The sequence below is a fragment of the Kitasatospora sp. CMC57 genome (assembly GCF_045866025.2).
GTDB lineage: Bacteria > Actinomycetota > Actinomycetes > Streptomycetales > Streptomycetaceae > Kitasatospora.
The window spans coordinates 3,668,579-3,689,610 of the sequence record NZ_AP035881.2; the positions used below are offsets into that span (position 1 = coordinate 3,668,579).

A 21,032-nucleotide genomic window follows, 5' to 3' on the forward strand; every position below is an offset into this window, starting at 1 on the left:
ATGCAACTCCACGACGTCTGGTTCATCCTGATCGCCGTCCTCTGGATCGGCTACTTCTTCCTCGAGGGCTTCGACTTCGGCATCGGCGTGCTGACCAAGCTGCTCGCCCGCGACACCGCCGAACGCCGCGTCCTGATCAACACCATCGGGCCGGTCTGGGACGGCAACGAGGTCTGGCTGCTCACCGCGGGCGGCGCCACCTTCGCCGCCTTCCCCGACTGGTACGCCACCCTCTTCTCCGGCTTCTACCTCCCCCTCCTGCTCATCCTGGTCTGCTTGATCATCCGGGGAGTCGCCTTCGAGTACCGCGCCAAGCGCACCGAGGAGCGCTGGCAGCGCAACTGGGAACAGGCCATCTTCTGGACCTCCCTGCTCCCCGCCTTCCTCTGGGGCGTGGCCTTCGCCAACATCGTCCACGGCGTGGACATCGACGAGCACAAGAACTACGTCGGCACCTTCTGGGACCTGCTCAACCCGTACGCCATCCTCGGCGGCCTGGTAACCCTCAGCCTCTTCACCTTCCACGGCGCCCTCTTCGCCGCCCTCAAGACCGTCGGCGACATCCGCGCCCGCGCCCGCGCCACCGCGCTCCAACTCGGCGTGCTCACCGCGGTCCTGGCCCTGGTCTTCCTTCTCTGGACCCAGTCCGACAGCGGCAACACCTGGAGCCTGATCGCCCTGATCATCGCGGTCGTGGCCCTCGCCGCATCACTCATCACCAACCAACTGGCCCGAGAGGGCTGGGCGTTCATCCTCTCCGGCATCACCATCACCTCCGCCGTGGGGATGCTCTTCCTCGCCCTCTTCCCCGACGTGATGCCCTCCACCCTCGACCCCGCGTGGTCGCTCACCGTCAGCAACGCCGCGTCCTCCGCCTACACCCTCAAGCTGATGACCGTGGTGGCGGCGATCTTCACGCCCCTGGTCCTGCTGTACCAGTCCTGGACCTACTGGGTGTTCCGCAAGCGGATCGGAACCCAGCACATCCCGGCAGCCCACTGACCATGCGCCCCGTCGACCCTCGCCTCCTCCGCCAGGCCCGGACCACCCGCGCCTTCCTCGCCGGATCCGTCCTCCTCGGCGGGGTCGGCGCGGTCCTCACCGTCCTCCAGGCAACGCTGATCACCCACATCGTCGTCAGTGCCTTCCAGCAGAACACCTACACCCTCACCACCCCCCTCGCCCTCCTCGCCGCCGTCGCCCTCGGCCGCGCCGCCGTCGCCTGGCTCACCGAACTGACGGCCCACCGCTCCGTCGCCAAGGTGAAGTCCACCCTCCGCCGCCGCCTGCTGGCCCACGCCACCGCCCTCGGCCCCGGCTACCTCTCCACCCGCCGCACCGGCGAACTCACCACCCTGGCCACCCGCGGGGTCGACGCCCTCGACGACTACTTCGCGCGCTACCTCCCCCAACTCGCGCTCGCCGTCGTCGTACCCGCCATCGTCCTGCTCCGCATCCTCGGCGCCGACCTCACCTCCGCCGCGATCATCGCCGGCACGCTCCCCCTGATCCCCCTCTTCATGGTCCTCATCGGCCTGGCCACCCAGAGTCAGATGGACCGTCAGTGGAGCACCCTCTCCCGCCTGAGTCACCACTTCCTCGACGTGGTCGCCGGCCTCCCCACCCTCAAGGTCTTCAACCGCGCCAAGCACCAGGCAGCCACGATCGCCCGGATCACCGACGACTACCGGAGAGCGACCCTCCGCACCCTCCGGATCGCCTTCGTCAGCTCCTTCGCCCTGGAGCTCCTCGCCACCCTCTCGGTGGCCCTGGTGGCCGTCTCCATCGGCTTCCGCCTGGTCAACGGCACCCTGACGCTGGAGACCGGCCTCCTCATCCTGATCCTGGCCCCTGAGGTCTACTTCCCGATCCGTCAGGTCGGCGCCCTCTACCACTCCAGCGTCGAGGGCCTCTCCGCCGCCAACGAGATCTTCGAGGTCCTCGAAACCCCCCTCCCCACCCCGGGCACCACCCCAGCCCCCGACCTCCGCACCGCCACCATCACCCTCACCGACCTCACCGTCGCCGACCGCCTCCAGCCCGCCACCCTCACCCTGGAACCCTGCTCCACCACTGCCCTCACCGGCCCCTCCGGCTCCGGTAAGACCACCCTCCTCACCACCCTGCTCGGCTTCACCACCCCCACCGCCGGCACGATCCACGTCAACGGCCACGACCTCACCACCCTCGACCCGACCAGCTGGCACCGTCAGATCGCCTGGGTCCCGCAACACCCCCACCTCTTCGCCGGCACCGTCGCCGACAACATCCGCCTGGCCCGCCCCGACGCCACCGACGAAGACCTCCGCACCGCCCTCACCCAGGCCCACGCCACCGACTTCGCCGACCTCACCATGACCCTCGGCGAACACGGCGCCGGCCTCTCCGCCGGCCAACGCCAACGCCTCGCCCTCGCCCGCGCCCTCCTTACCGACCGCCCCCTCCTCCTGATGGACGAGCCCACCGCCAACCTCGACAGCGCCAGTGAACAGGCCATCACCTCGACCATCGCAACCCTCAAAAACCGCACCACCCTCTTCATCGCCCACCGCCCCGCCCTCCTCACCACCGCAACCCACCACCACCACCTCCAAGGACCCACCCCAACCGCTCCTCCCACCACCTCCACCACCCCTGAAGGGCGAGAGGGCCTGCTGCGGGAGGGGGCGCCGGACGGGACGGTCCCGGAGGGGGGCGTGGTGCGCGATTTTCGTACCGCCAACGGCGACTCAGCCCCACCCACCGGGTCGGCGGTAGGAAAATCGTGCAGCCCCCCGGAGCGGACCGTCCCGTCCGGCGCCCCCGGTCCCCACACGCCCGAGAGCCCCGCCGTAACCCCAACCACCCCTCGCCCCCGCCTCACCCTCGCAACAACCCTCGGCACCCTCGCCCTCACCTGCGCAGTAGCCCTGATGGCCACCTCCGGCTGGCTCATCTCGTACGCCTCCGAGATGCCCCCGGTCCTCTACCTGATGATGGCCGTCACCTCCGTCCGCGCCTTCGGCATCGGCCGCAGCGTCTTCCGCTACGCCGAACGCCTGGTCTCCCACGACGCGGTGCTCCGCGCCCTCGGCGGGATCCGCGTCACCGTCTACCGCCGCCTCGAACTGCTCGCGCCCACCGCCCTCCCTGCCTTCCGCCGGGGCGACCTGCTCTCCCGCCTGGTCTCCGACGTGGACGCGATCCAGGACCACTACCTCCGCTGGAAGCTCCCCGCAGCGATCGCCGTCACCGTCTCCGTCCTCTCCTCCCTCGCCCTCGCCGCCTTCCTCCCCGCCGCCGGCGCCGTCCTCGCCCTCGGACTACTCCTCGCGGGCGCAGCCGTACCAGCCCTCGCCACCCACCTCTCGGCCCGCACCGAACGCCAACAGGCCCCGGCCCGAGGCGACTTGTCCACCGCCGTGGTCGACACCCTCACCGGCACCGCCGAACTCACCGTCGCCGGAGCCCTCCCCACCCGCCTCCGCGCGGCCCACGCCGCCGACGGCCGCCTCACCACCCTCGCCGCCCGCTCGGCCGCCACCCTGGCCGCCTCCACCGGACTCACCACCGCGCTGACCGGACTGACCGTCGCCGCCGCCGCGGCCGTCGGCGTACACGCCGTCAGCACCGGCGTCCTGCCCGGTGTCTGCCTCGCCCTCGTCATCCTGCTCCCGCTCGCCGCCTTCGAGGCCGTCACCGGCATGCCCACCGCCGTCCAGGCCCGGGCCCGCAGCAGAGCAGCCTCCACCCGACTCGACGAGCTCCTCCTCACCACGCCCGCCACCGTCGAGCCCCCCACCCCCACCGGAGCCCCCACCCCCACCACGTCCCACCTGACCACCCACCACCTCTCCGCCCGCTGGCCCGGCCGCACCACCCACGCGATCCACGCCATCGACCTCGACCTCACCCCGGGCCGCCGGATCGCGGTCGTCGGCCCGTCAGGCTCCGGCAAGACCACCCTCGCCCACACCCTGCTCCGCTTCCTCGACCCCAGCGAGGGAAGCGTCACGCTCAACTGTCCACAGCCTGTGGACACCCGAACGATCCCGTCCGACCAGGTCCGCCGCTCGGTCGGCCTCTGCGCCCAGGACGCGCACATCTTCGACAGCTCGCTCCGCGAGAACCTCCGCCTGGCCGCACCGACCGCCACCGACCACCAGCTGTCCGCCGCGCTCTCCTCGGCCCGCCTGCTCCCCTGGGTGCAGAGCCTCCCCGAGGGCCTGGACACCATGGTCGGTGAGCACGGCGCCCGCCTCTCGGGCGGCCAGCGCCAACGCCTCGCCCTGGCCCGGGCCCTGCTCGCCGACTTCCCGATCCTGATCCTGGACGAGCCCGCCGAGCACCTCGACCTCCCCACCGCCGACGCCCTCACCGCCGACCTGCTGGCCGCCACCACCGGCCGGACCACGCTCCTCATCACCCACCGCCTGACCGGCCTCGACGCGGTGGACGAGATCCTCGTCCTCGACCAGGGCCGGGTCGTCGAACGCGGCACCTGGTCCGAACTCACCGCCGACCCCACCACCGCCTTCGCCGCCACCTGGCACCGCGAACAGCTCGCGGACCTCGGCGCCCGCCACCTCCCCTCCCGCCACCTCCCCGCCTCCCGCCACACCACCGAACGGCCGCAACCACCCCTCCAAACCGCCACAAACTAGGCTCGTCCCATGGAGACCCAGCCCGACCCGGACAATGCCGGCGATCCCCCTCCCCACCGCGTCCCCGAGATCGCGTCCCTCGGCCTGGACACCCTGGTCACCGAGGTCTCCGAACGCCTCCAGTCCGCCGCCGCCGTCACCGACCGGATGCAGCGGCTGCTCGAAGCCGTGGTCTCGGTCGGCGCCGGTCTCGACCTGCACGCCACCCTCCAACGGATCGCCACCGCCGCCGCCGAGCTCGTCGACGCCAAGTACGCCGCCCTCGGCGTGATCTCCCCGCACGGGGACGGGCTCTCCGACTTCATCCACGTCGGTATCGACGACGAGACCGCCACCCGGATCGGCGAACTCCCCGCCGGGCGCGGCATCCTGGGCGTACTGATCGACCATCCGGAGTCCCTGCGCCTGACCGACCTCTCCGCCGACCCCCGGTCCACCGGCTTCCCAGCCACCCACCCGCCCATGAAGTCCTTCATCGGCGAGCCGATCCGGGTCCGCGGCGAGGTGTTCGGCAACCTCTACCTCACCGAGAAGCGGACCACCTCCGGCGCCTTCACCCCCGAGGACGCCCAGGTGGTGCACGCGCTGGCGGCCGCTGCCGGGGTCGCGATCGAGAACTCCCGCCTGTACGAGGAGGGCCGCCGCCGCGAGCGCTGGATCGCCGGCGCCTCCGCCGTCACCACCGCGCTGCTCTCCGCCGACCGGGCCCAGGCCGCGCTGACCGTCGCCGCCGAGCAGGTGCGCGAACTCGCGGACGCCGCCCTCGGCATGATCCTGCTGCCCACCGGCGACGGCCAGATGCGGGTGGCCCACGCCTCCGGCGAGAAGGCCGAGTTCGTCCAGGGCGAGCTGCTGCCGCCCACCAGCTTCGCGGCCCAACTGCTCCGGGGCGAGAGCGTCCACATCGACGACATGGCCGGCGACCCCTCCGTGGTGGTCCGGTTGGCCAAGCTGTTCGGTGCCTCGATGGCCGTCCCGATGATCGCGGCCGGCCGGGTGCTCGGCGGCCTCTGCGTCTGGCGCAGCCAGGGGGCACCGCCGTTCACGGACTCCGAGAAGCAGCTCGCCGAGGCGTTCGCCTCACAGTCCGCGCTCGCCCTCCGGCTCGCCGAGGGGCAGCGCGACCAGCAACGCCTGGCGGTCTTCCAGGACCGCGACCGGATCGCCCGGGACCTGCACGACCTGGTCATCCAACGGCTGTTCGCCACCGGCATGATGCTCGAAGGGGCGGCCCGCCGCGCCGTGGTCCCCGAGGTCAGGACCGGCATCGGCAAGGCGGTCGACGAACTCGACGCGACCATCCAGGAGGTCCGCACCACCATCTACGCGCTCCAGCACGGCGATCACGACGACGAGCCCGACACCCTGCGGACCAGGGTGCTCCGCGAGGGCAGCCAGGCCGCCGCCGCACTCGGCTTCAAGCCGTCGATGACGTTCACCGGACCGTTCGAGAGCCTGGTCGGCGAGCAGAGTGGCCGTCAACTCCTCGCCGCGCTGCGGGAGATCCTCTCCAACGCGGCCCGCCATGCCAGGGCCTCCCAGGTCGGCGTGGAGATCGACGCCACCGTCCATCTGGACGCCGAGGGGCACCCGATCGCCGGCGATCCGGACGTGGACGACCGCCCGGGCTGGCCGGGCGTGCTGCTCACCGTCACCGACGACGGCGTCGGCATCCCGGACGGCGGCCGCCGCAGCGGTCTGCGCAACCTCACCCGGCGCGCCGAGGCGCTCGGAGGTGCCGCCTGGAACGAGGCGGGGCCGGACGGCAAGGGCACCCGGGTCCGCTGGTCGGCGCGGCTCTGACCTCAGCCTCCCGCCGCGCCGCGCTTGCCCTCAGCCTCCCGCCGCGCTGGACCTCAGCGACCGACGTGTCCCGGCTGCTCGATCCCCAACAGGCGCTCCAGCACCGCCGCCACGCCGTCCTGCTCGTTGCTGACGGTGTGCTGCGCCACGGCGGCCAGCACCTCCGGGTGCGCGTTGGCGACGGCGTACGCGGAGCCCGCCCAGGCCAGCATCTCCAGGTCGTTGGGCATGTCGCCGAAGGCCACCACCTCGCTCCGGTCGATGCCCTGGTCGTGGCACCACTCGGCCAGCGTGGACGCCTTGGTGACCCCGAGCGCGCTGATCTCCAGCAGTGCGACCGGCGCCGACCGGGTGATCTCGACGTACCGACCTGCCACCTCACGGGCCATGCCCAGGAAGGCGTCCGGGTCCAACTCCGGGTGCTTGACCAGCAGTTTGAACAGGCCCTGGACCCGGCTGTCGGCGAGCAGCAGCTCGGCCGAGGCCACCGCGTGCGGCTCGTCCGAACCCCACATCCGCAGCTGGTACTCGGCCTCCCGCGCGAAGCCGCCGGGGAACTCGAAGGCGAACGCCGACCCGGGCAGCTCGGCCCTGAGCAGCCCCACCACCCGCAACGCGTCGGCCGCCGTCAGCGGGAAGGTACGCAGCAGCCGGCCCCGCCGGACGTCCATCACCGCTCCGCCGTTGGAACAGATCGCCACTCCGTGCCCGCCGATGTGCGCGCTGACCTGTTCCATCCACCGGGGTGGCCGGCCCGTGACGAAGACCACCTGCACCCCGGCCCGCTCGGCGGCGGTGAGTGCGGCCGCCGTACGCGGCGAGACGCCGCCGCCGGGGCAGAGCAGGGTGCCGTCCAGGTCGGTGGCGATCAGGCGGGGGAGTGGCCGGGCGGCGGTGGAAGTCACCGGTCCATCTTCGCTCACCTCGCCGGATCCGCCGCCGACCGGGACGGCACCTCGTGACCAGAGCCGGTCAACCGAGCCCTCTCCCGAGCCCGGCCGGATCCCCTCCCGAGCCCGGCCGACCGAGTCCGGCTCAGGAGTGCCAGACCTCCTTGATGTCGGTGATCTTCCCGGTCCCGTCCAGCGCGACCTCGTAGATCCCACCGGAGCAGCTGGCCGGATCCTGCACCGGCTCGCCGAGCAGGCAGTCACCGACGTGCGTGAACAGCTCACCCAGCGGCACCGTCCTGAACTTGCCAGGACCGTTGGCGATCTGCGCCGTCACCTTCGTCGCGAACCCGTACGTCTTCTCCGCGCCCGCACCGGCGTAGTGGCCGTCGTTGGGGTCGCAGACGAACTTGGCGTCCTTCACGTACAGGGTGTCCTGCTTCGGCGGCTTCACCGCCTGGACGTACTTCCGGCCGGTCTTCGGGGCGGGCGTCGTGCAGCTGACGGTCCCGTCCGAGTCGTCGGAGGAGCTGCTCGCCGACGGCGTCGGGTCGCTGGTGGTCTTCGCGACCGGGGACTCCGGCGGCGTGCTGCCGGCCGCCGGCGCCTGGACGTGGTTGTTGCTGCTGCCGCGGGTCGAGTGCTTCTGGCACCCCGTCAGGCCGATGACGACGGCCGAGACCACCGCAACACCCGTGAGCAGCCTACGAGCTGACATATCGCTGGTTCCCCCATGATCGATGGACGTCGGCGTGACCGGCTCGTCACTGACGACCCGACAGGCTACCCACCCGGCCCGACGGCAGGTGGCCTGCCCCCGACTCCCCCGCCGACTTCGCAGCTCAGCGGGGGTGCACCGGCTGGACTCAACTCAGCTGTGCCAACCCCTCGGTGGCGATCCGCTCGAAGACCTCGAAGTCGTTGGCGAAGATCGAGTCGGGTACCGGCCAGTGGATCACCAGCTCGGTGACGCCGAGCTCCCGGTAGGTGCCCGCCCAGTCGACGAAGGCGTCCAGGGAGGCCAACGGCTTCTCCGCCGTCGAGCCCTGCAGCAGCACCTTCTCCAGCGTCGCCACGTCCCGGCCGGTCGCCTCGCAGGCCGCGGTCAGCTTCTCGATCTGCTGCGCGATCACGGCCGGTGCCTGCTCCACCGGCACCTCGGCCGGCCCCTTCGGGTCGCCGTAGGTCACCCAGCCCTGCCCGAACTCGGCCGCCAGCCGCATGCCGCGCGGCCCGGCCGCCGCGACGTAGAACGGCACCCGGGGCCGCTGCGTACAGCCGGGGATGTTCCGCGCCTCCACCGCCGAGTAGTACGTCCCGCTCTCGGTGGTCGCGTCCTGCGTCAGCAACCGGTCCAACAGCGGCAGGAACTCCCCGAACCGGTCCGCCCGCTCCTTCGCCGACCACGCCTCCTGCCCCATCGCGGTCGCGTCGAACCCGATCCCCCCGGCCCCGATCCCGACCGTCACCCGGCCACCGGAGATGTCGTCCAACGACACCAGCTCCTTGGCCAGCGTGACCGGATGCCGGAAGTTCGGCGAGGTCACCAAGGTCCCCAGCCGGATCCGCTCGGTCGCCGTCGCTGCTGCCGTCAGTGTCGGCACCGAGCCGAACCACGGCTCCTCACGGAAGCTCCGCCAGCTCAAGTGGTCGTACGTGTAGGCCGCGTGGAACCCGAGGTTCTCGGCCCGCCGCCAGATCTTCTGTCCCTCGCTCCACCGGTGGATGGGGAGGATCACTGTGCTCAGACGCATGGGGCCGAGCCTATGTGCAGGGAGATCAGGGGCGCGATCGATCCAGAGTTGATCCGCGACAGCCTCACACATCATGTACTACAGTTTTGCCATGACTACACCTCGCCCCGGCAAGACCAGAGTCACCAGCGTCTCCCTGCGGGCCGAGACCCTGGAAGCGATTCGAGCACGGGCCGGCAGGCAGGGCATCTCCTCCTACGTCGAGGAGGCTGTGCAGCGACAGCTCCAACGCGAAGCCATCGACGAGTACATCGAGATTGCCGAAGCCGAACACGGGCCGGTGGATCCGGCCGATGTAGCGGCCAAGGCCGAGCGCATCCGCGCACACCATCTCGCTCACCGCGCAGACGCCGCCCCGGTGGACGCCGCGTGAGCGGCACCCTTGTTCTCGACAGTGAAGCGCTCTCGAAGCTCTCCCGGCGGCATCGCGACATGACCACATGGCTTGACGTCGCTCGCACGCTGGATCTTCTGGTGGTGACGAGCGCGGCCACACTGGTGGAGGCGCGTGACCCAAAGGTGCCGCAGGCGGCGTTCGACCACGCCGTCTCCCTGGCCAAGGTGCGTCCCGTAACAGAGGAGATCGCACGCGCGGCGAGCAAGCTCCTGGCAGCCGAGGAGGTTCACGGCCACAAGTACGCCATCGACGCGATGCTCGCGGCCACCGCGCACGGGGAGCACGGCGACGTGACTGTTGTGACCGGCGATATCGATGATCTGCGTCGCCTGTGTCACCACCGCATCGCGGTCGAGCCGATCTGACCTGCTCGGCAGGCTCGTTCCGGCTCCGTGGTGCGTTCTCGCAGGTCAGGCTCCGATAGGTGAAAGAGGATTGCCCGAGGTCACCGACGTACCCAACCGGATCCGCTCGGTCGCCGTCGCCGTCGCCGTCAGCGTCGGCACCGCCCCGAACCACGGCTCGTCCCGGAACGACCGCCAGCTCAGGTGGTCATAGGTGTACGCGGAGTGGAAGCCGAGGTCCTCGGCCCGCCGCCAGGTCTTCTGCCCTCGCTCCACCGGTGAATGGGGAGGATCACGGTACTCAAGCGCATACCGGCGACCTTACGGGAACAGCCGAGGGGCGCCCCGGATCACGCGGGCCGGCCGGCCCGGGCACGAGCGGGCGTCGCCCCGACCGTCGCCCGCAGTGGCGTTACTCGCACCACAGCCCTTCCTGTCCGGCCGCAGCCGTCCGCGACGGAAACGCCGCAACGCGCGGGGCGGCCGCCCGAGCAGCAGCGGAGGGGGTGCCGAGCAGGTGGTCCATCGTCTCGGCGGCACGGACGGCCACATCGCCGCAGCAGTTGTTGAACAGGACGTGGACCTCGTGGGCCCGGTCGGCCGTGGCGCGGACAGCCGGTACCCAGGACGAGAGCTCCTCGGGCGTGTACCGGTGGCGGAACCGATCCTCCTTCGAACCCGTCCCCCAGGCGCCGTTGCGGCCGTGGAAGCGCACCACCGCGAGCCGGGCGGAGGTGACCGGTGTGACCGGCGGGATGGACGTGGGGAGGGACTGCACCATGTCCACGGCCACGGCGGCAAAGTCCAGCTCCGCCAAGAGACCGGAGGTCGAGGCGAAATGCTCCGGCCGCCACCAGTTGGGATGCCGGAACTCCACCGCCACCGGCCAGCCCTCGGTGCGCTCCCGGCACCGGCGCAGCGTCGCTGTCGCCGACGGACCCGGCGCCAGCCACGGGGGGAACTGGAAGAGCACCGTTCCCAGCCGCTCCGCCCGGCGCAGCGGCTCAAGAGCTCCACTGAATCGGCGCCACACCTCGTCGAGCAGCCCGTGATCCGCCCCCGTTCGACCGTGCCGTACGGCTGCGGCCTGCCGCAGCTCGGCCGGCAGCGCGCCGGAGCGCGTCGGGTGCCCGGTCAGCAGCGAGAACGCCTTCACGTCGAACCGGAAGCCGGCCGGCGACCGCTCGACCCACAGGGTGCTGTTGCGCGTACTGGGCAACGCGTAGTAGGTGGCGTCCACTTCGACCAGGGGGAACCTCGTGGTGTAGTGCCGCAGTCCGGCCTCCGCGCCGCGGTGGCCCTGCGGGTACCAGCCGCTGGACAACAGCTCCCGGTCCGTCCATGAACACGCGCCGACGAAAATGTCTCCCATGGCCGCCGTCTTCCCGGCCCCCGGCTGCCGACACCGCCCCGGCGCCAGTGACTCCTCCGGGAGCCGACGGGTCTGCCTGCCCGCGGCACGGGCCGCGATGGGTCAACGAAGCGTGACCGAGGTCAGCAGCCTGGCGGGGTCGGCTGGTGGCCGGGCAGCCCGTTGCGGACGTGTCCGTACGGACTGATAGAACTTCGGTCGGACTCTCGTTCGAGAGTCGTACTGAAACACCACATTGGGGGGAGCGCGGATGCCTCATCCGACGCCGCATACCCGGTCGCTGACGGTCATGAGACCTCTGTCACGTGCGGCCGTTCTGGCTCTGGCCACCGCAGCCCTGGTCACCTACGCCGGCCTGCCGACTGCCCGGGCTGACGAGCCGACGACCCAGCGCGTCGGCACCGTACCGACCGCGCCCGGCGACGCGGCCAGGACCGCCGCTCCGGCGGACGACACCCCGGTGCAGCTGAGCGTGCACCTGAAGCCCCGTGACGAGGCCGGCGCCAAGGCGCTCGCCGCAGCGGTGACCGACCAGTCGTCGCCGCTCTACCACCACTTCCTGAAGACCGGTGAGTTCGCCCAGCGCTTCGGCGCGGACCAGGCCACCGTCGCCAAGGTCAAGCAGGCCCTCGTCGCGCAGGGCCTGAAGCCCGGCGAGCTCGTCGCCGACGGCCTCACCATCCCGGTCGCCACCACCGTCGCCCAGGCCGAGCGCGCCTTCGACGTGGACCTGGCCGGCTACAAGACGTCCGACGGCCGGACCGGCTTCCTGAACACCACTGCCCCCGCAGTGCGTTCCGACGTGGCCGGGGCGATCACCGGCATCGTCGGCCTGAACACGCTGGCCCAGGCTCACGGCAACCACGTGGTCGGCACCGCCGGCCAGGCCGCCTCGGTCACGACCCCGGTGCCGCACGCGGCGATGGCCTCGAACTATCCGAAGCTGTGCGCCGGCGTGGCCGCGCAGTTCCCGGGCAAGACCGACGCCCACGACTACTTCAGCCCGGCCGAGCTCGCCTCCGCCTACGGGCTGAGCAAGATGGCCGACGGAGGCGCCGGCACGACGGTCGCCGTCTTCGCGCTGGAGGACTACTCGGACGCCGGGCTGGCCAGCTTCCAGTCCTGCTACGGCACGAGCGCCTCGGTGCAGCGGGTCAAGGTCAACGCCGGGGTCCAGGCCGCGCCGAACAACACCGACATCGGTATCGAGACGGCGCTGGACATCGACACCGTCATCGGTCTCGCGCCCCGCGCGAACGTGCTGGTCTACCAGGGCCCGGACGCCTCGAAGGCCACCTCGACCGATGTCCAGAACACCTACCGCCGGATCGTCACGGACAACCGCGCCCAGGTGGTCACCACCAGCTGGGGCATCTGCGACCAGGTGATGGCCGCCAGCGACCTGCAGGCCGAGTCCGACATCTTCCTCCAGGCCGCGCTGCAGGGCCAGACCGTGGTGGCGGCCTCCGGTGACGACGGCTCCAGCGGCTGCAACTACCTGAAGAACGCCGGCGCGCCGGCGGACATAGCCAACCTGCTGAGCACCTCCGACCCGGCCAGCCAGCCGTTCGTCACCGGCGTCGGCGGCACCACGCTGCGCAACACCACCGGCGTGGTCTCCGAGACGGTGTGGAACAGCAACGGCGGCGCGAGCGGCGGCGGTGTCTCCCGCTGGTCCCTCAACGGCAACTCCTACCAGTCCGGCTTCGCCGGTCCGGGCTACACCAGCACCAACTGCCAGGCCCCGGCCGGTTCGGCCTGCCGCCAGGTCCCGGACGTGGCCGCCAACGCCGACCCGACCACCGGTTACATGGTCGCCACCGGCGCCAACAGCTGGATGATCATCGGTGGCACCAGCGGCGCGGCTCCGCTCTGGGCCGCGATGGTGGCACACCAGAACGGCCCGGGCAGTTGCTCCAGCCGGGTCGGCTTCGTCTCCCCGGCGCTCTACCAGGCCGCGCGGAGCGGCGGCAGCCCGCTGCGCGACGTCACCTCCGGCAACAACGACATCGGCATCCAGGGCGGCCTGTACGCCGCCGCGCAGGGGTACGACCTGGCCACCGGCCTGGGAACCCCGAACGCCGGCAAGGTGATGGGCACGCTCTGCGCGCCGGCCGCCGGCAGCAACCGGACCGTCGAGGTCGTCGAGAACGGCCAGCTGCACGAGGTCTACACCGATGGCTCGGGCTGGCACGACGGCATCGTTCCCGGCGTCACCGGCGTCAGCGCGTTGAGTTTCACCTACAACTCCTCCGGGGCGCGGGTGATCGAGGCGATCGAGAACGGTGAGCTGCACGAGATCTACACCGACGCCTCCGGCTGGCACGACGGTGTGATTCCGGGTCTGTCCGGGATCACGGCGCTGAGCTTCAGCTACAGCCCCTCGGGTGCTCGGGTGATCGAGGCCATCAAGGGTGGTGAGCTGCACGAGGTGTACAGCGCTGCCGACGGTTGGCACGACGGTGTGATTCCGGGTCTGTCCGGGATCACGGCGCTGAGCTTCAGCTACAGCTCCTCGGGTGCTCGGGTGATCGAGGCCATCAAGGGTGGTGAGCTGCACGAGGTGTACAGCGCTGCCGACGGTTGGCACGACGGTGTGATTCCGGGTCTGTCCGGCATCAGCGCGCTGAGCTTCAGCTTCAACGCCTCCGGCGTGCGGGTCATCGAGGCCATCAAGGACAACCAGCTGCACGAGGTGTACAGCGCCTCCGACGGTTGGCACGACGGCGTGATCCCCGGGGTGAGCGGCAACATCACCGCTCTGGCGGGCAAGATCGCCCCGACCGGTGACCGCGTGATCGAGGCCGTCGAGGACGGTGAACTGCACGAGGTGCACAGCGCCAACGGTGCCTGGTACGACAACGCGGTTCCCGTTCCCAGCGCCGGTTCGACGGCTCTGTCGCTGGCGCTCCGCTAGGACGCCGCGCAGGACCCCTGAAGAGCGTCTCCCGTCAGCTCGTGCGCGAGCCGGCGGGAGGCGCTCCGGCGTTTCCAGGGCACTTCGCCTCGCCGGGCCGGACGGGAACAGGGCGGGCCGAACGTGGTGACGAGCCACCCGTGACCGGGCCGAACGGCCGGGCGAGGGCGGCTCGTTGCGGTTCGATCACGACATGTCCGATTGATTGGGCATTGCGGTGGAGTGTCGGTCAGAAGTGTGTTGGTGGTGGGGGCAATGGGCTCTCATAATTCTGCTGACACACGTGGCGGTCGGCTTTGGCGGGGGCGGAATCGAGCGCCCTGGCGGGGGAGCGGCGCGCGTTCCGTTCTTTCTGGGGGAGCCCCTTGTCTGCGCCTGAGAACGCGCCTGAGAGCGCGCCGATAAGCGCGCCCGAATCGGTGCCGGAATCGTCCGCGCCCGAGCCGACGGCCGAGGCTGAGCCGACGGTTGAGCCGCCGGCCGACTCGACGGTTGAGCCGCCGGCCGAGGTCACGCCGGAGCCGGGTGACCGAAAGCTACCGCGTGCGGCGGTCGTCGCGCTGACGGTCGCCGGACTGCTCGCGGTGACCGCCGCCAGCGCCACCGTCACGGTCGCGATCGGCAAGCCGGACCGTAAGCCGCGCACCGTCGCCGCCGCACCCACGGCGAGCGGCAGCCCGAGTCCGAGTCCGAGCCCGAGTGCGACGCCGACCCCGGCTCCGGCCCCGACGCCCACCGAGGTCCCGTCCCCGGTCAGCACCCTGCACGGCACGGTGAACGGCAGCACGCACGGCGGCGACCTGCGGTTCTTCCTGCTACCGATGCCCGCGGGCGCGGAGTCGTACGGCTCGGCCGACGGGGTCAAGGTCGAGCGGGATGCGGTGAAGAAGGACTTCGAGAGCGACTCCGCCGCCGAGGAGACCCTCGACTACCTCGGCTACAAGGAGGGTGCGACCCGTCGCTACCGTTCCGCCGACGGGCAGCAGGAGGTCGAGGTGCGGATGCTGCGGTTCAAGTCGGCCGCGGACTCCCGCAAGTTCGCGGACGGCAGCAGCTACAAGGATGCCCAGGAGATCGACATCGACGGCGACGCCAAGGCGAAGGGTTTCATGATGAAGCCCAAGCAGGAAGCGTGGACGGGAATGCTGGTCGGTGTTTCGGCGGTGGGTGACGTCGAGTACGAGATCACCGTCCTGGTGAAGGGCACGCCCGACAAGGCGCCGCTCCAGGATGCGATGAAGCGTCAGCGGGAAAGGCTGAACTCCGGTGGCTGAGTCGAACATTAACCCCGAGCCCGAAGCGGCTCCGGAAGCTGCACCTGGCACCGAGCCCGCACCCGCGCCGTCGCCGACGTCGGACGTCGCTCAAGCTCCGGTCGGGGCAGTCGGGTTCGGCAGCCCCGAACTGCTCGCGGCGGGCACCGAGGAGCCGCCGCCGGCCGCCCCCCGTCGTCCGCTGGGCACCGGGAAGCTGCTCCTGGCCGCACTGTTGGTCGGTCCGCTGCTGGGCGGGTCGGTCGGTTACGCCGTCCAGGCCGCTCGGCCGGCCACCCCGCTGCCCGGACTGTCGGTCGCCGCGCCGCAGTACCCGACCGCTCCGGCGGACGCGAAGGCGGTGGCGGATGGCACGCTGAAGCCGCTGGAGATCGACGGTGACCTGCGCAAGCTGCTGGTCACCAAGCCGGACGGCGCCGAGGCCTGGGACAACAACGGTCGGGGCGACGACAGCGGTTGGATCAGCGCCGGTGAGAAGGCGATGTCGTACGGCCGCGCCGACAACGTCTTCCGGCGGCTGATCCGGGACGGCTTCCGCCGGGACGCGATCGTCACCTGGCGCAAGGGCGACGTCAAATGGCGGGTGGAGCTGATCCAGTTCCAGTCCGACACGGCGGGTTCGGCTCAGCAGGAGGCGCTCGAACGCGAGAGCGATGGAACTCCAACTCCGTTGCCGGGTACGGCCAGTGGCGTCTACATGACGCCGACGGCGGCGCGCACCTACGCGGAGAGCACCGAGAAGTACTACTACGGTCTGGCGTTGGCGAGGCGGGGTGACCTGGTGATGCGGATCAGCGTGTACGCGCCCGCCCAGGTCAACGCGGACGAGCTCAAGGACGTCGCCAAGCGGCAGTGGGAGCGACTGGTATGAGCATCACCGACACACCACCGGCCGACGGGCAGCAGCCCGAACCGCCGATGCCCACCCGAGCGGAGACCCCGGCGGACCTTCCGACGGGGGCCCCGTCGGAGCCGCAGCCGGATGGCCGGCCGCCGGCCGCCCGGCGCACGGTGAGCCCGGCCCTGCGGGCGGGTGCCGCCGTGCTGGCGGCCGCCGTGCTCGGGGTCGGCATCGGCGTCGGCATCCTGCGCACCCGGTACGCGGACGAGTCCACCGCGCCGGTCGCCGCGGCCACCCCCACGGCGACGCCGAGTGCGAGTGCCTCGCCGTCGTTCGGCGCCAAGTCCAATGGCACGCACTTCGGTTCGATGCGCGAACTGCTGCTCCCGATGCCGGACCAGTACCGCCTGGGGCCCGACGCGGGCATGTACGGCAACGACACCGAGCTGACCGAGGACCAGCGCAAGAGCTGGGTCGAGGACCAGGTGCGCGGCATGCCGAAGAAGCTCCAGGACGCGCTGCGCAAGGAGTGGGAGAGCACCCCGCTCAAGGGCGGCGGCGTCCGCACGTACGTCGCGCCGTCCGGCGACTACACCGTGACGGTCTGGCTGCTCCAGTACCACCAGGACGCGGTCAAGGCCGACGCGGCCTGGAACAGCGTGCTGGCCTCGGACTCCGGGCTGTTCCGGCTCGGGCCGAAGGTGCCGGGGCACGAGCAGGCGAGCTGCTACCTCCCGTACGCCGATCCGGGCGACCGGATCGACCGCCTGGTCTGCTCGGCGGCCGAGGGTGACCTCCGGGTCGAGATGGAGGTGCAGGGGATCGCCCCGCTGCCCAAGGACAAGGCCGTGAACCTCTTCAGCCGTCAGCTCGACCGGCTGGCCCTCCCGGGAGCGTCCGTATGACCGATCAGCCCGAGACCACCAACCCGGTCCCACCGCAGCCCACCGCTGCGCCCGAGCCCCTCCCCGCGCCGGAGCCCGTGGCCGCGCCCGAGCCCCTCCCCGCGCCGGAGCCCGCCGCCGCAACCGAGCCCGTCCCCGAGGCGGTCGAGCTCGACGCCTGGGCGCTGTCGCCCGAGGTGGCTGCCGAGGAGCGGGCCCGCCGCCCGCGCCGCCGGATCAAGGTCCGTTGGGCGGCCGCCGCGCTGGTGGTGCTGCTCACCGGCACCGCCGCCGCGTTCGCGGTGACCTCGGTGGAGCGGACCGACCTGCCGGGGCTGGAGACCCCGAACGACGGCCGGTACGTCTTCCAGGCCCTGACGCTCCCGCCGCTGCCGTCCGGCGCGCCCTCGCCGGGCGCGGCCGAGGCGAAGCACCGTCACCACGCCGATCTGCGGATGCTGGTGCTCCCGGCCCCGGTCGGCGCGACCGTCTCGCCCGCTCCGGCACCGGGCGGGGCCGCCGCCCCGGCGGAGTGGAAGTCCTGCGACGACTACGCCCAGCTCGACAAGGACCCGGTGAAGCTCAAGGCGCTGCTGGACGAGAACGCCTGCCGAGGCGCAGTCCACCGGGCCTGGACCGGGGCGGACGGCACCCGCGCGGAGACCTGGCTGCTCCAGTTCGGCTCGGAGACCGAGGCGGGCGCGTTCCACCTGACCATGAACGACGGTGACCTCAAGGAGCCGGCCGATCTGGCGTACGCCCCGCTGACGCTCGACCCTTCGATGGTGCGCAAGTCCTCGGTGGAGTTCACCAAGACGACGGCCGGGGCGGCCAAGGAGCCGGTCGGCCGGGCCGCGTACGTACAGAACGGCGACGTGGTCGCGCTGGTGGTGCTGACCAACCCGAAGGGCGTCCCGACCCAGGCGTTCCGTCAGGTGGCGATCCTGCAGAACCAGCTGCTGAACTGACGCCGACTCACCGGCCCGACCCCTAGGGGGGCCACCACACCCCCTAGGGGTCGGACCGTCGCGCGTCATCCTGGAGGGCCACCCCGGCCTCGTCATCCCAGTTCATGCCGCCGGGCGGCACCGCGCACTAGGTTGGGCCCGTGTCCACTGTCATCAAGACGGACGGCCTCACCAAGAAGTTTCCCCGGGTCACCGCACTGGACCGGCTCACCGTAGAGGTGGAGCCCGGTGTGGTCGGTCTCGTGGGCGCGAACGGGGCGGGCAAGTCCACACTCATCAAGATCCTGCTCGGGCTGGCCCCGGCGACGTCGGGGACGGGCCGGGTGCTCGGCCTGGACATCGCCACCGAGGGCTCGGCCATCCGCGAGCAGGTCGGCTACATGCCCGAGCACGACTGCCTGCCGCCCGACGTCTCGGCGACCGAGTTCGTGGTGCACATGGCGCGGATGTCCGGCCTGCCGGCCGCCGCCGCCCGTGAGCGCACCGCCGACACGCTGCGCCACGTCGGCCTCTACGAGGAGCGGTACCGCCCGATGGGCGGCTACTCGACCGGTATGAAGCAGCGGGTGAAGCTGGCCCAGGCCCTGGTGCACGACCCGAAGCTGGTGCTGCTGGACGAGCCGACCAACGGCCTCGATCCGGCCGGCCGGGACGACATGCTGGCGCTGATCCGCCGGGTGTACAGCGACTTCGGCATCTCGGTGCTGGTCACCACCCACCTGCTCGGCGAGCTGGAGCGCACCTGCGACCACCTGGTGGTGATCGACGGCGGCCGGCTGCTGCGGTCCTCCTCCACCGCCTCCTTCACCGAGGCGACCCAGGTGCTCGCGGTCGAGGTGACGGACCGTCCGGACGACCCCGGCTTCGACGCCGACGCGGCCGTCCTGGCGCGGCTCACCGCCGCCGGGCTGGCGGTCCGTACCGACGGCAGCAGGGTCATGCTGGTGCAGCTCGCGGACGACGACACCTACGACACCATCCGGGACACCGTGGCCGACCTCGGCCTCGGCCTGGTCCGGCTCGAGCAGCGCCGCCACCGGGTTGCCGAGATCTTCACCACCGAGACGGGAGGGTCCTCCGATGCCGCTGCCTCCTGAGAGCAGGACGCCCGACAGCGGGGTCATCCACAACATCGGCTACCGCGGCTACCAGGGCCCCCGCCTCGGTCGCGGCTACGCCACCCGCTCGCTCCTGGTGCAGGGCCTGCGCGCCGCGTACGGCCTGGGCCGCTCCGGCAAGTCCAAGGTGCTGCCGATGCTGGTGGCCGCCGTGCTGGCGCTGCCCGCGGTGGTCATCGTCGCGGTCGGGATCATCACCAAGGCGGACAGGCTGGCGCTCGGGTACCCGGAGTACCTGGAGGTCCTGGGCATCTTCCCGCTGATCTTCCTGGCCTCGCAGGCCCCGGTGCTGATGTCCCGCGACCTCCGCCACCACACGGTGCCGCTCTACTTCTCCCGGCCGATCACCCGCGGCGACTACGTCCGGGCGCGGTTCCTCGCGATGGCGGCCGCGATGATGCTGCTGATGACGGTGCCGCTGGTGGTGCTGTACCTGGGCGCGCTGCTGACCGGTCTGCCGTTCGGCAGCAACACCGGCCACTTCGCTCAGGGCCTGTTCGCCGCACTGCTCTACTCGCTGCTCTACTCCGCGGTCGGCCTGCTGATCGCCGCCGCCACCCCGCGCCGGGGCTTCGGCGTCGCGGCGATCATGGGCGTGATGTTCGTCAGCAACCTGCTGGCCGGCATCCTCTACGGCTTCGGCGGTGGGGTCGGCCCGGCTCCGGAGTCGGCCAACTGGGTCGCGGTGCTCTCGCCGACCACCCTCGTCCAGGGCCTGGTGAACGAGCTCTTCTCGATCACCTCCGGCGGCTCGATGCACGCGCCCGGCGGGCTCGGCCTCGCCGTCTTCGCGCTGGAGACCGCCGTCCTGATCGGCGGCTCGTACCGGCTGCTGCTGCGCCGCTACCGGAACATCTGAGAGGTCGTCATGGCAGTCATCACCATCGACAAGGTCTCCCGCTGGTTCGGGAACGTGGTCGCCGTCAACGACGTCACGATGGAGATCGGCCCGGGCGTCACCGGGCTGCTCGGCCCCAACGGCGCGGGCAAGTCCACCCTGATCCACATGATGAGCGGCTTCCTGGCCCCGTCCTCCGGGTCGGTCACCCTGGACGGCGCGCCGATCTGGCGCAACCAGCAGGTGTACCGGCAGATCGGCCTGGTGCCCGAGCGGGAGTCGATGTACGACTACCTGACGGGCTGGGAGTTCGTGCTGGCCAACGCCGAGCTGCACGGCCTGGCCGACCCGGGCGCCGCCGCGGAGCGAGCCCTCGGCCTGGTCGAGATGGAGTACGCGCAGGATCGGAGGACCGGGACGTACTCCAAGGGCATGAAGCAGCGGGTCAAGATGGCCTCCGCGCTGGTCCACGACCCTGCCGTGCTGCTGCTGGACGAGCCGTTCAACGGAATGGACCCGCGCCAGCGGCTCCAACTGATGGAGCTGCTCCGGCAGTTCGGTGCCGACGGCCGTACCGTGCTGTTCTCCTCGCACATCCTGGAGGAGGTCGAGCAACTGGCCAGGCACATCGAGGTGGTGGTGGCCGGACGGCACGCGGCCTCCGGTGACTTCCGCCGGATCCGGCGGCTGATGACCGACCGGCCGCACCGCTACCTGGTCCGCTCCAGTGACGACCGCAGGCTGGCCGCGGCGCTGATCGCGGACAGCTCCACCGCCGGTATCGAACTCGACTGGCACGCTCTGCCCGATGGTGGCTCCGCCGCGGGGGCGTTGCGGGTCCAGGCGATCAACTTCCCGCAGTTCACCGCGCTGCTGCCGAAGGTCGCCAAGGAAGCCGGCATCCGGCTCTACACCGTCTCGCCGGCCGACGAGTCGCTGGAGAGCGTCTTCTCCTACCTCGTCTCCTCCTGACGCCCGTCGCTCCGAAA

General features: G+C 71.3%; 17 protein-coding genes and 1 pseudogene. 13 read left to right on the forward strand and 5 right to left on the reverse strand.

Annotated elements, in window-relative coordinates:
* The 3 genes from cydB to ACKUU6_RS16230 are packed head-to-tail and all read left to right on the forward strand — an operon-like array spanning position 1 to position 6,446.
* Positions 1-1,002, forward strand: coding sequence for a cytochrome d ubiquinol oxidase subunit II (gene cydB / locus ACKUU6_RS16220; RefSeq protein ID WP_407989257.1), 1,002 nt, complete (start codon positions 1-3; stop codon positions 1,000-1,002).
* Positions 1,003-1,004: 2 nt separating this feature from the next.
* Positions 1,005-4,643 (forward strand): thiol reductant ABC exporter subunit CydD, encoded by a 3,639-nt coding sequence (gene cydD, locus ACKUU6_RS16225; protein WP_407989258.1) that lies wholly within the window; start codon positions 1,005-1,007, stop codon positions 4,641-4,643.
* Between the two features lie 9 nt (positions 4,644-4,652).
* Positions 4,653-6,446 (forward strand): GAF domain-containing sensor histidine kinase, encoded by a 1,794-nt coding sequence (locus ACKUU6_RS16230; RefSeq protein WP_407989259.1) that lies wholly within the window; start codon positions 4,653-4,655, stop codon positions 6,444-6,446.
* 53 nt (positions 6,447-6,499) lie between these two features.
* On the opposite strand, the gene ACKUU6_RS16235 is transcribed toward ACKUU6_RS16230, so the two are convergent.
* The 3 genes from ACKUU6_RS16235 to ACKUU6_RS16245 form a co-directional block, all read right to left on the reverse strand.
* Complete coding sequence (locus tag ACKUU6_RS16235) at positions 6,500-7,351, reverse strand: HAD family hydrolase (RefSeq protein WP_407989260.1); 852 nt, start codon at positions 7,349-7,351, stop codon at positions 6,500-6,502.
* Between the two features lie 130 nt (positions 7,352-7,481).
* Entirely contained in the window at positions 7,482-8,054 is a 573-nt protein-coding gene (locus ACKUU6_RS16240; protein WP_407989261.1) for a hypothetical protein, read from the reverse strand.
* 148 nt (positions 8,055-8,202) lie between these two features.
* On the reverse strand, positions 8,203-9,090 hold the full coding sequence (locus tag ACKUU6_RS16245) for an LLM class flavin-dependent oxidoreductase (RefSeq protein WP_407989262.1): 888 nt from the start codon (positions 9,088-9,090) through the stop codon (positions 8,203-8,205).
* Positions 9,091-9,181: 91 nt separating this feature from the next.
* Here ACKUU6_RS16245 and ACKUU6_RS16250 point away from each other — a divergent pair, with 91 nt between their 5' ends.
* Positions 9,182-9,463 carry a hypothetical protein gene (locus ACKUU6_RS16250; RefSeq protein ID WP_407989263.1) on the forward strand — a complete coding sequence of 94 codons (282 nt, stop codon included), beginning with the start codon at positions 9,182-9,184 and terminating at the stop codon, positions 9,461-9,463.
* Entirely contained in the window at positions 9,460-9,852 is a 393-nt protein-coding gene (locus ACKUU6_RS16255; RefSeq protein ID WP_407989264.1) for a type II toxin-antitoxin system VapC family toxin, read from the forward strand. Before ACKUU6_RS16250 ends, ACKUU6_RS16255 begins: the two co-directional genes overlap by 4 nt.
* Positions 9,853-9,906: 54 nt before the next feature.
* On the opposite strand, the pseudogene ACKUU6_RS16260 reads toward ACKUU6_RS16255, so the two are convergent.
* Both ACKUU6_RS16260 and ACKUU6_RS16265 read right to left on the reverse strand, forming a co-directional pair.
* A pseudogene (locus ACKUU6_RS16260) lies at positions 9,907-10,142 on the reverse strand (LLM class flavin-dependent oxidoreductase); the annotation flags it as partial.
* Between the two features lie 101 nt (positions 10,143-10,243).
* Positions 10,244-11,203: a DUF72 domain-containing protein gene (locus tag ACKUU6_RS16265; RefSeq protein ID WP_407989265.1), complete on the reverse strand. Its 960-nt coding sequence runs from the start codon at positions 11,201-11,203 to the stop codon at positions 10,244-10,246.
* 289 nt (positions 11,204-11,492) lie between these two features.
* Here ACKUU6_RS16265 and ACKUU6_RS16270 point away from each other — a divergent pair, with 289 nt between their 5' ends.
* The 8 genes from ACKUU6_RS16270 to ACKUU6_RS16305 all read left to right on the forward strand — a co-directional run bounded on the left by ACKUU6_RS16270 (position 11,493) and on the right by ACKUU6_RS16305 (position 21,015).
* The gene (locus ACKUU6_RS16270) at positions 11,493-14,120 is read left to right on the forward strand and encodes a protease pro-enzyme activation domain-containing protein (protein WP_407989266.1); all 2,628 of its coding nucleotides are present in this window, start codon (positions 11,493-11,495) and stop codon (positions 14,118-14,120) included.
* A gap of 419 nt (positions 14,121-14,539) precedes the next feature.
* Positions 14,540-15,394 (forward strand): hypothetical protein, encoded by an 855-nt coding sequence (locus ACKUU6_RS16275; RefSeq protein WP_408649634.1) that lies wholly within the window; start codon positions 14,540-14,542, stop codon positions 15,392-15,394.
* Positions 15,387-16,265 (forward strand): hypothetical protein, encoded by an 879-nt coding sequence (locus ACKUU6_RS16280; RefSeq protein ID WP_407989268.1) that lies wholly within the window; start codon positions 15,387-15,389, stop codon positions 16,263-16,265. Before ACKUU6_RS16275 ends, ACKUU6_RS16280 begins: the two co-directional genes overlap by 8 nt.
* Positions 16,262-17,140: a hypothetical protein gene (locus ACKUU6_RS16285; protein WP_407989269.1), complete on the forward strand. Its 879-nt coding sequence runs from the start codon at positions 16,262-16,264 to the stop codon at positions 17,138-17,140. The genes ACKUU6_RS16280 and ACKUU6_RS16285 overlap by 4 nt, the downstream gene beginning before the upstream one ends.
* Entirely contained in the window at positions 17,137-18,087 is a 951-nt protein-coding gene (locus ACKUU6_RS16290) for a hypothetical protein (protein ID WP_407989270.1), read from the forward strand. Before ACKUU6_RS16285 ends, ACKUU6_RS16290 begins: the two co-directional genes overlap by 4 nt.
* A 140-nt stretch (positions 18,088-18,227) precedes the next feature.
* Complete coding sequence (locus tag ACKUU6_RS16295) at positions 18,228-19,184, forward strand: ABC transporter ATP-binding protein (protein WP_407989271.1); 957 nt, start codon at positions 18,228-18,230, stop codon at positions 19,182-19,184.
* Entirely contained in the window at positions 19,168-20,064 is an 897-nt protein-coding gene (locus tag ACKUU6_RS16300) for an ABC transporter permease (protein ID WP_407989272.1), read from the forward strand. Before ACKUU6_RS16295 ends, ACKUU6_RS16300 begins: the two co-directional genes overlap by 17 nt.
* A gap of 9 nt (positions 20,065-20,073) precedes the next feature.
* Positions 20,074-21,015, forward strand: a complete 942-nt coding sequence (locus ACKUU6_RS16305) for an ABC transporter ATP-binding protein (protein ID WP_407989274.1) — start codon at positions 20,074-20,076, stop codon at positions 21,013-21,015.
* The last annotated feature ends 17 nt before the right edge of the window (positions 21,016-21,032 follow it).

Excerpts from the sequence above, each read along its gene's own strand:
- cydB (WP_407989257.1), top strand. The coding sequence starts at position 1 with ATGCAACTCCACGACGTCTGGTTCATCCTGATCGCCGTCCTCTGGATC.
- cydD (WP_407989258.1), top strand. The coding sequence starts at position 1,005 with ATGCGCCCCGTCGACCCTCGCCTCCTCCGCCAGGCCCGGACCACCCGC.
- ACKUU6_RS16230 (WP_407989259.1), top strand. The coding sequence starts at position 4,653 with ATGGAGACCCAGCCCGACCCGGACAATGCCGGCGATCCCCCTCCCCAC.
- ACKUU6_RS16240 (WP_407989261.1), bottom strand. The coding sequence starts at position 8,054 with ATGTCAGCTCGTAGGCTGCTCACGGGTGTTGCGGTGGTCTCGGCCGTC.
- ACKUU6_RS16245 (WP_407989262.1), bottom strand. The coding sequence starts at position 9,090 with ATGCGTCTGAGCACAGTGATCCTCCCCATCCACCGGTGGAGCGAGGGA.
- ACKUU6_RS16250 (WP_407989263.1), top strand. The coding sequence starts at position 9,182 with ATGACTACACCTCGCCCCGGCAAGACCAGAGTCACCAGCGTCTCCCTG.
- ACKUU6_RS16265 (WP_407989265.1), bottom strand. The coding sequence starts at position 11,203 with ATGGGAGACATTTTCGTCGGCGCGTGTTCATGGACGGACCGGGAGCTG.
- ACKUU6_RS16270 (WP_407989266.1), top strand. The coding sequence starts at position 11,493 with ATGAGACCTCTGTCACGTGCGGCCGTTCTGGCTCTGGCCACCGCAGCC.
- ACKUU6_RS16285 (WP_407989269.1), top strand. The coding sequence starts at position 16,262 with ATGAGCATCACCGACACACCACCGGCCGACGGGCAGCAGCCCGAACCG.
- ACKUU6_RS16290 (WP_407989270.1), top strand. The coding sequence starts at position 17,137 with ATGACCGATCAGCCCGAGACCACCAACCCGGTCCCACCGCAGCCCACC.
- ACKUU6_RS16300 (WP_407989272.1), top strand. The coding sequence starts at position 19,168 with ATGCCGCTGCCTCCTGAGAGCAGGACGCCCGACAGCGGGGTCATCCAC.
- ACKUU6_RS16305 (WP_407989274.1), top strand. The coding sequence starts at position 20,074 with ATGGCAGTCATCACCATCGACAAGGTCTCCCGCTGGTTCGGGAACGTG.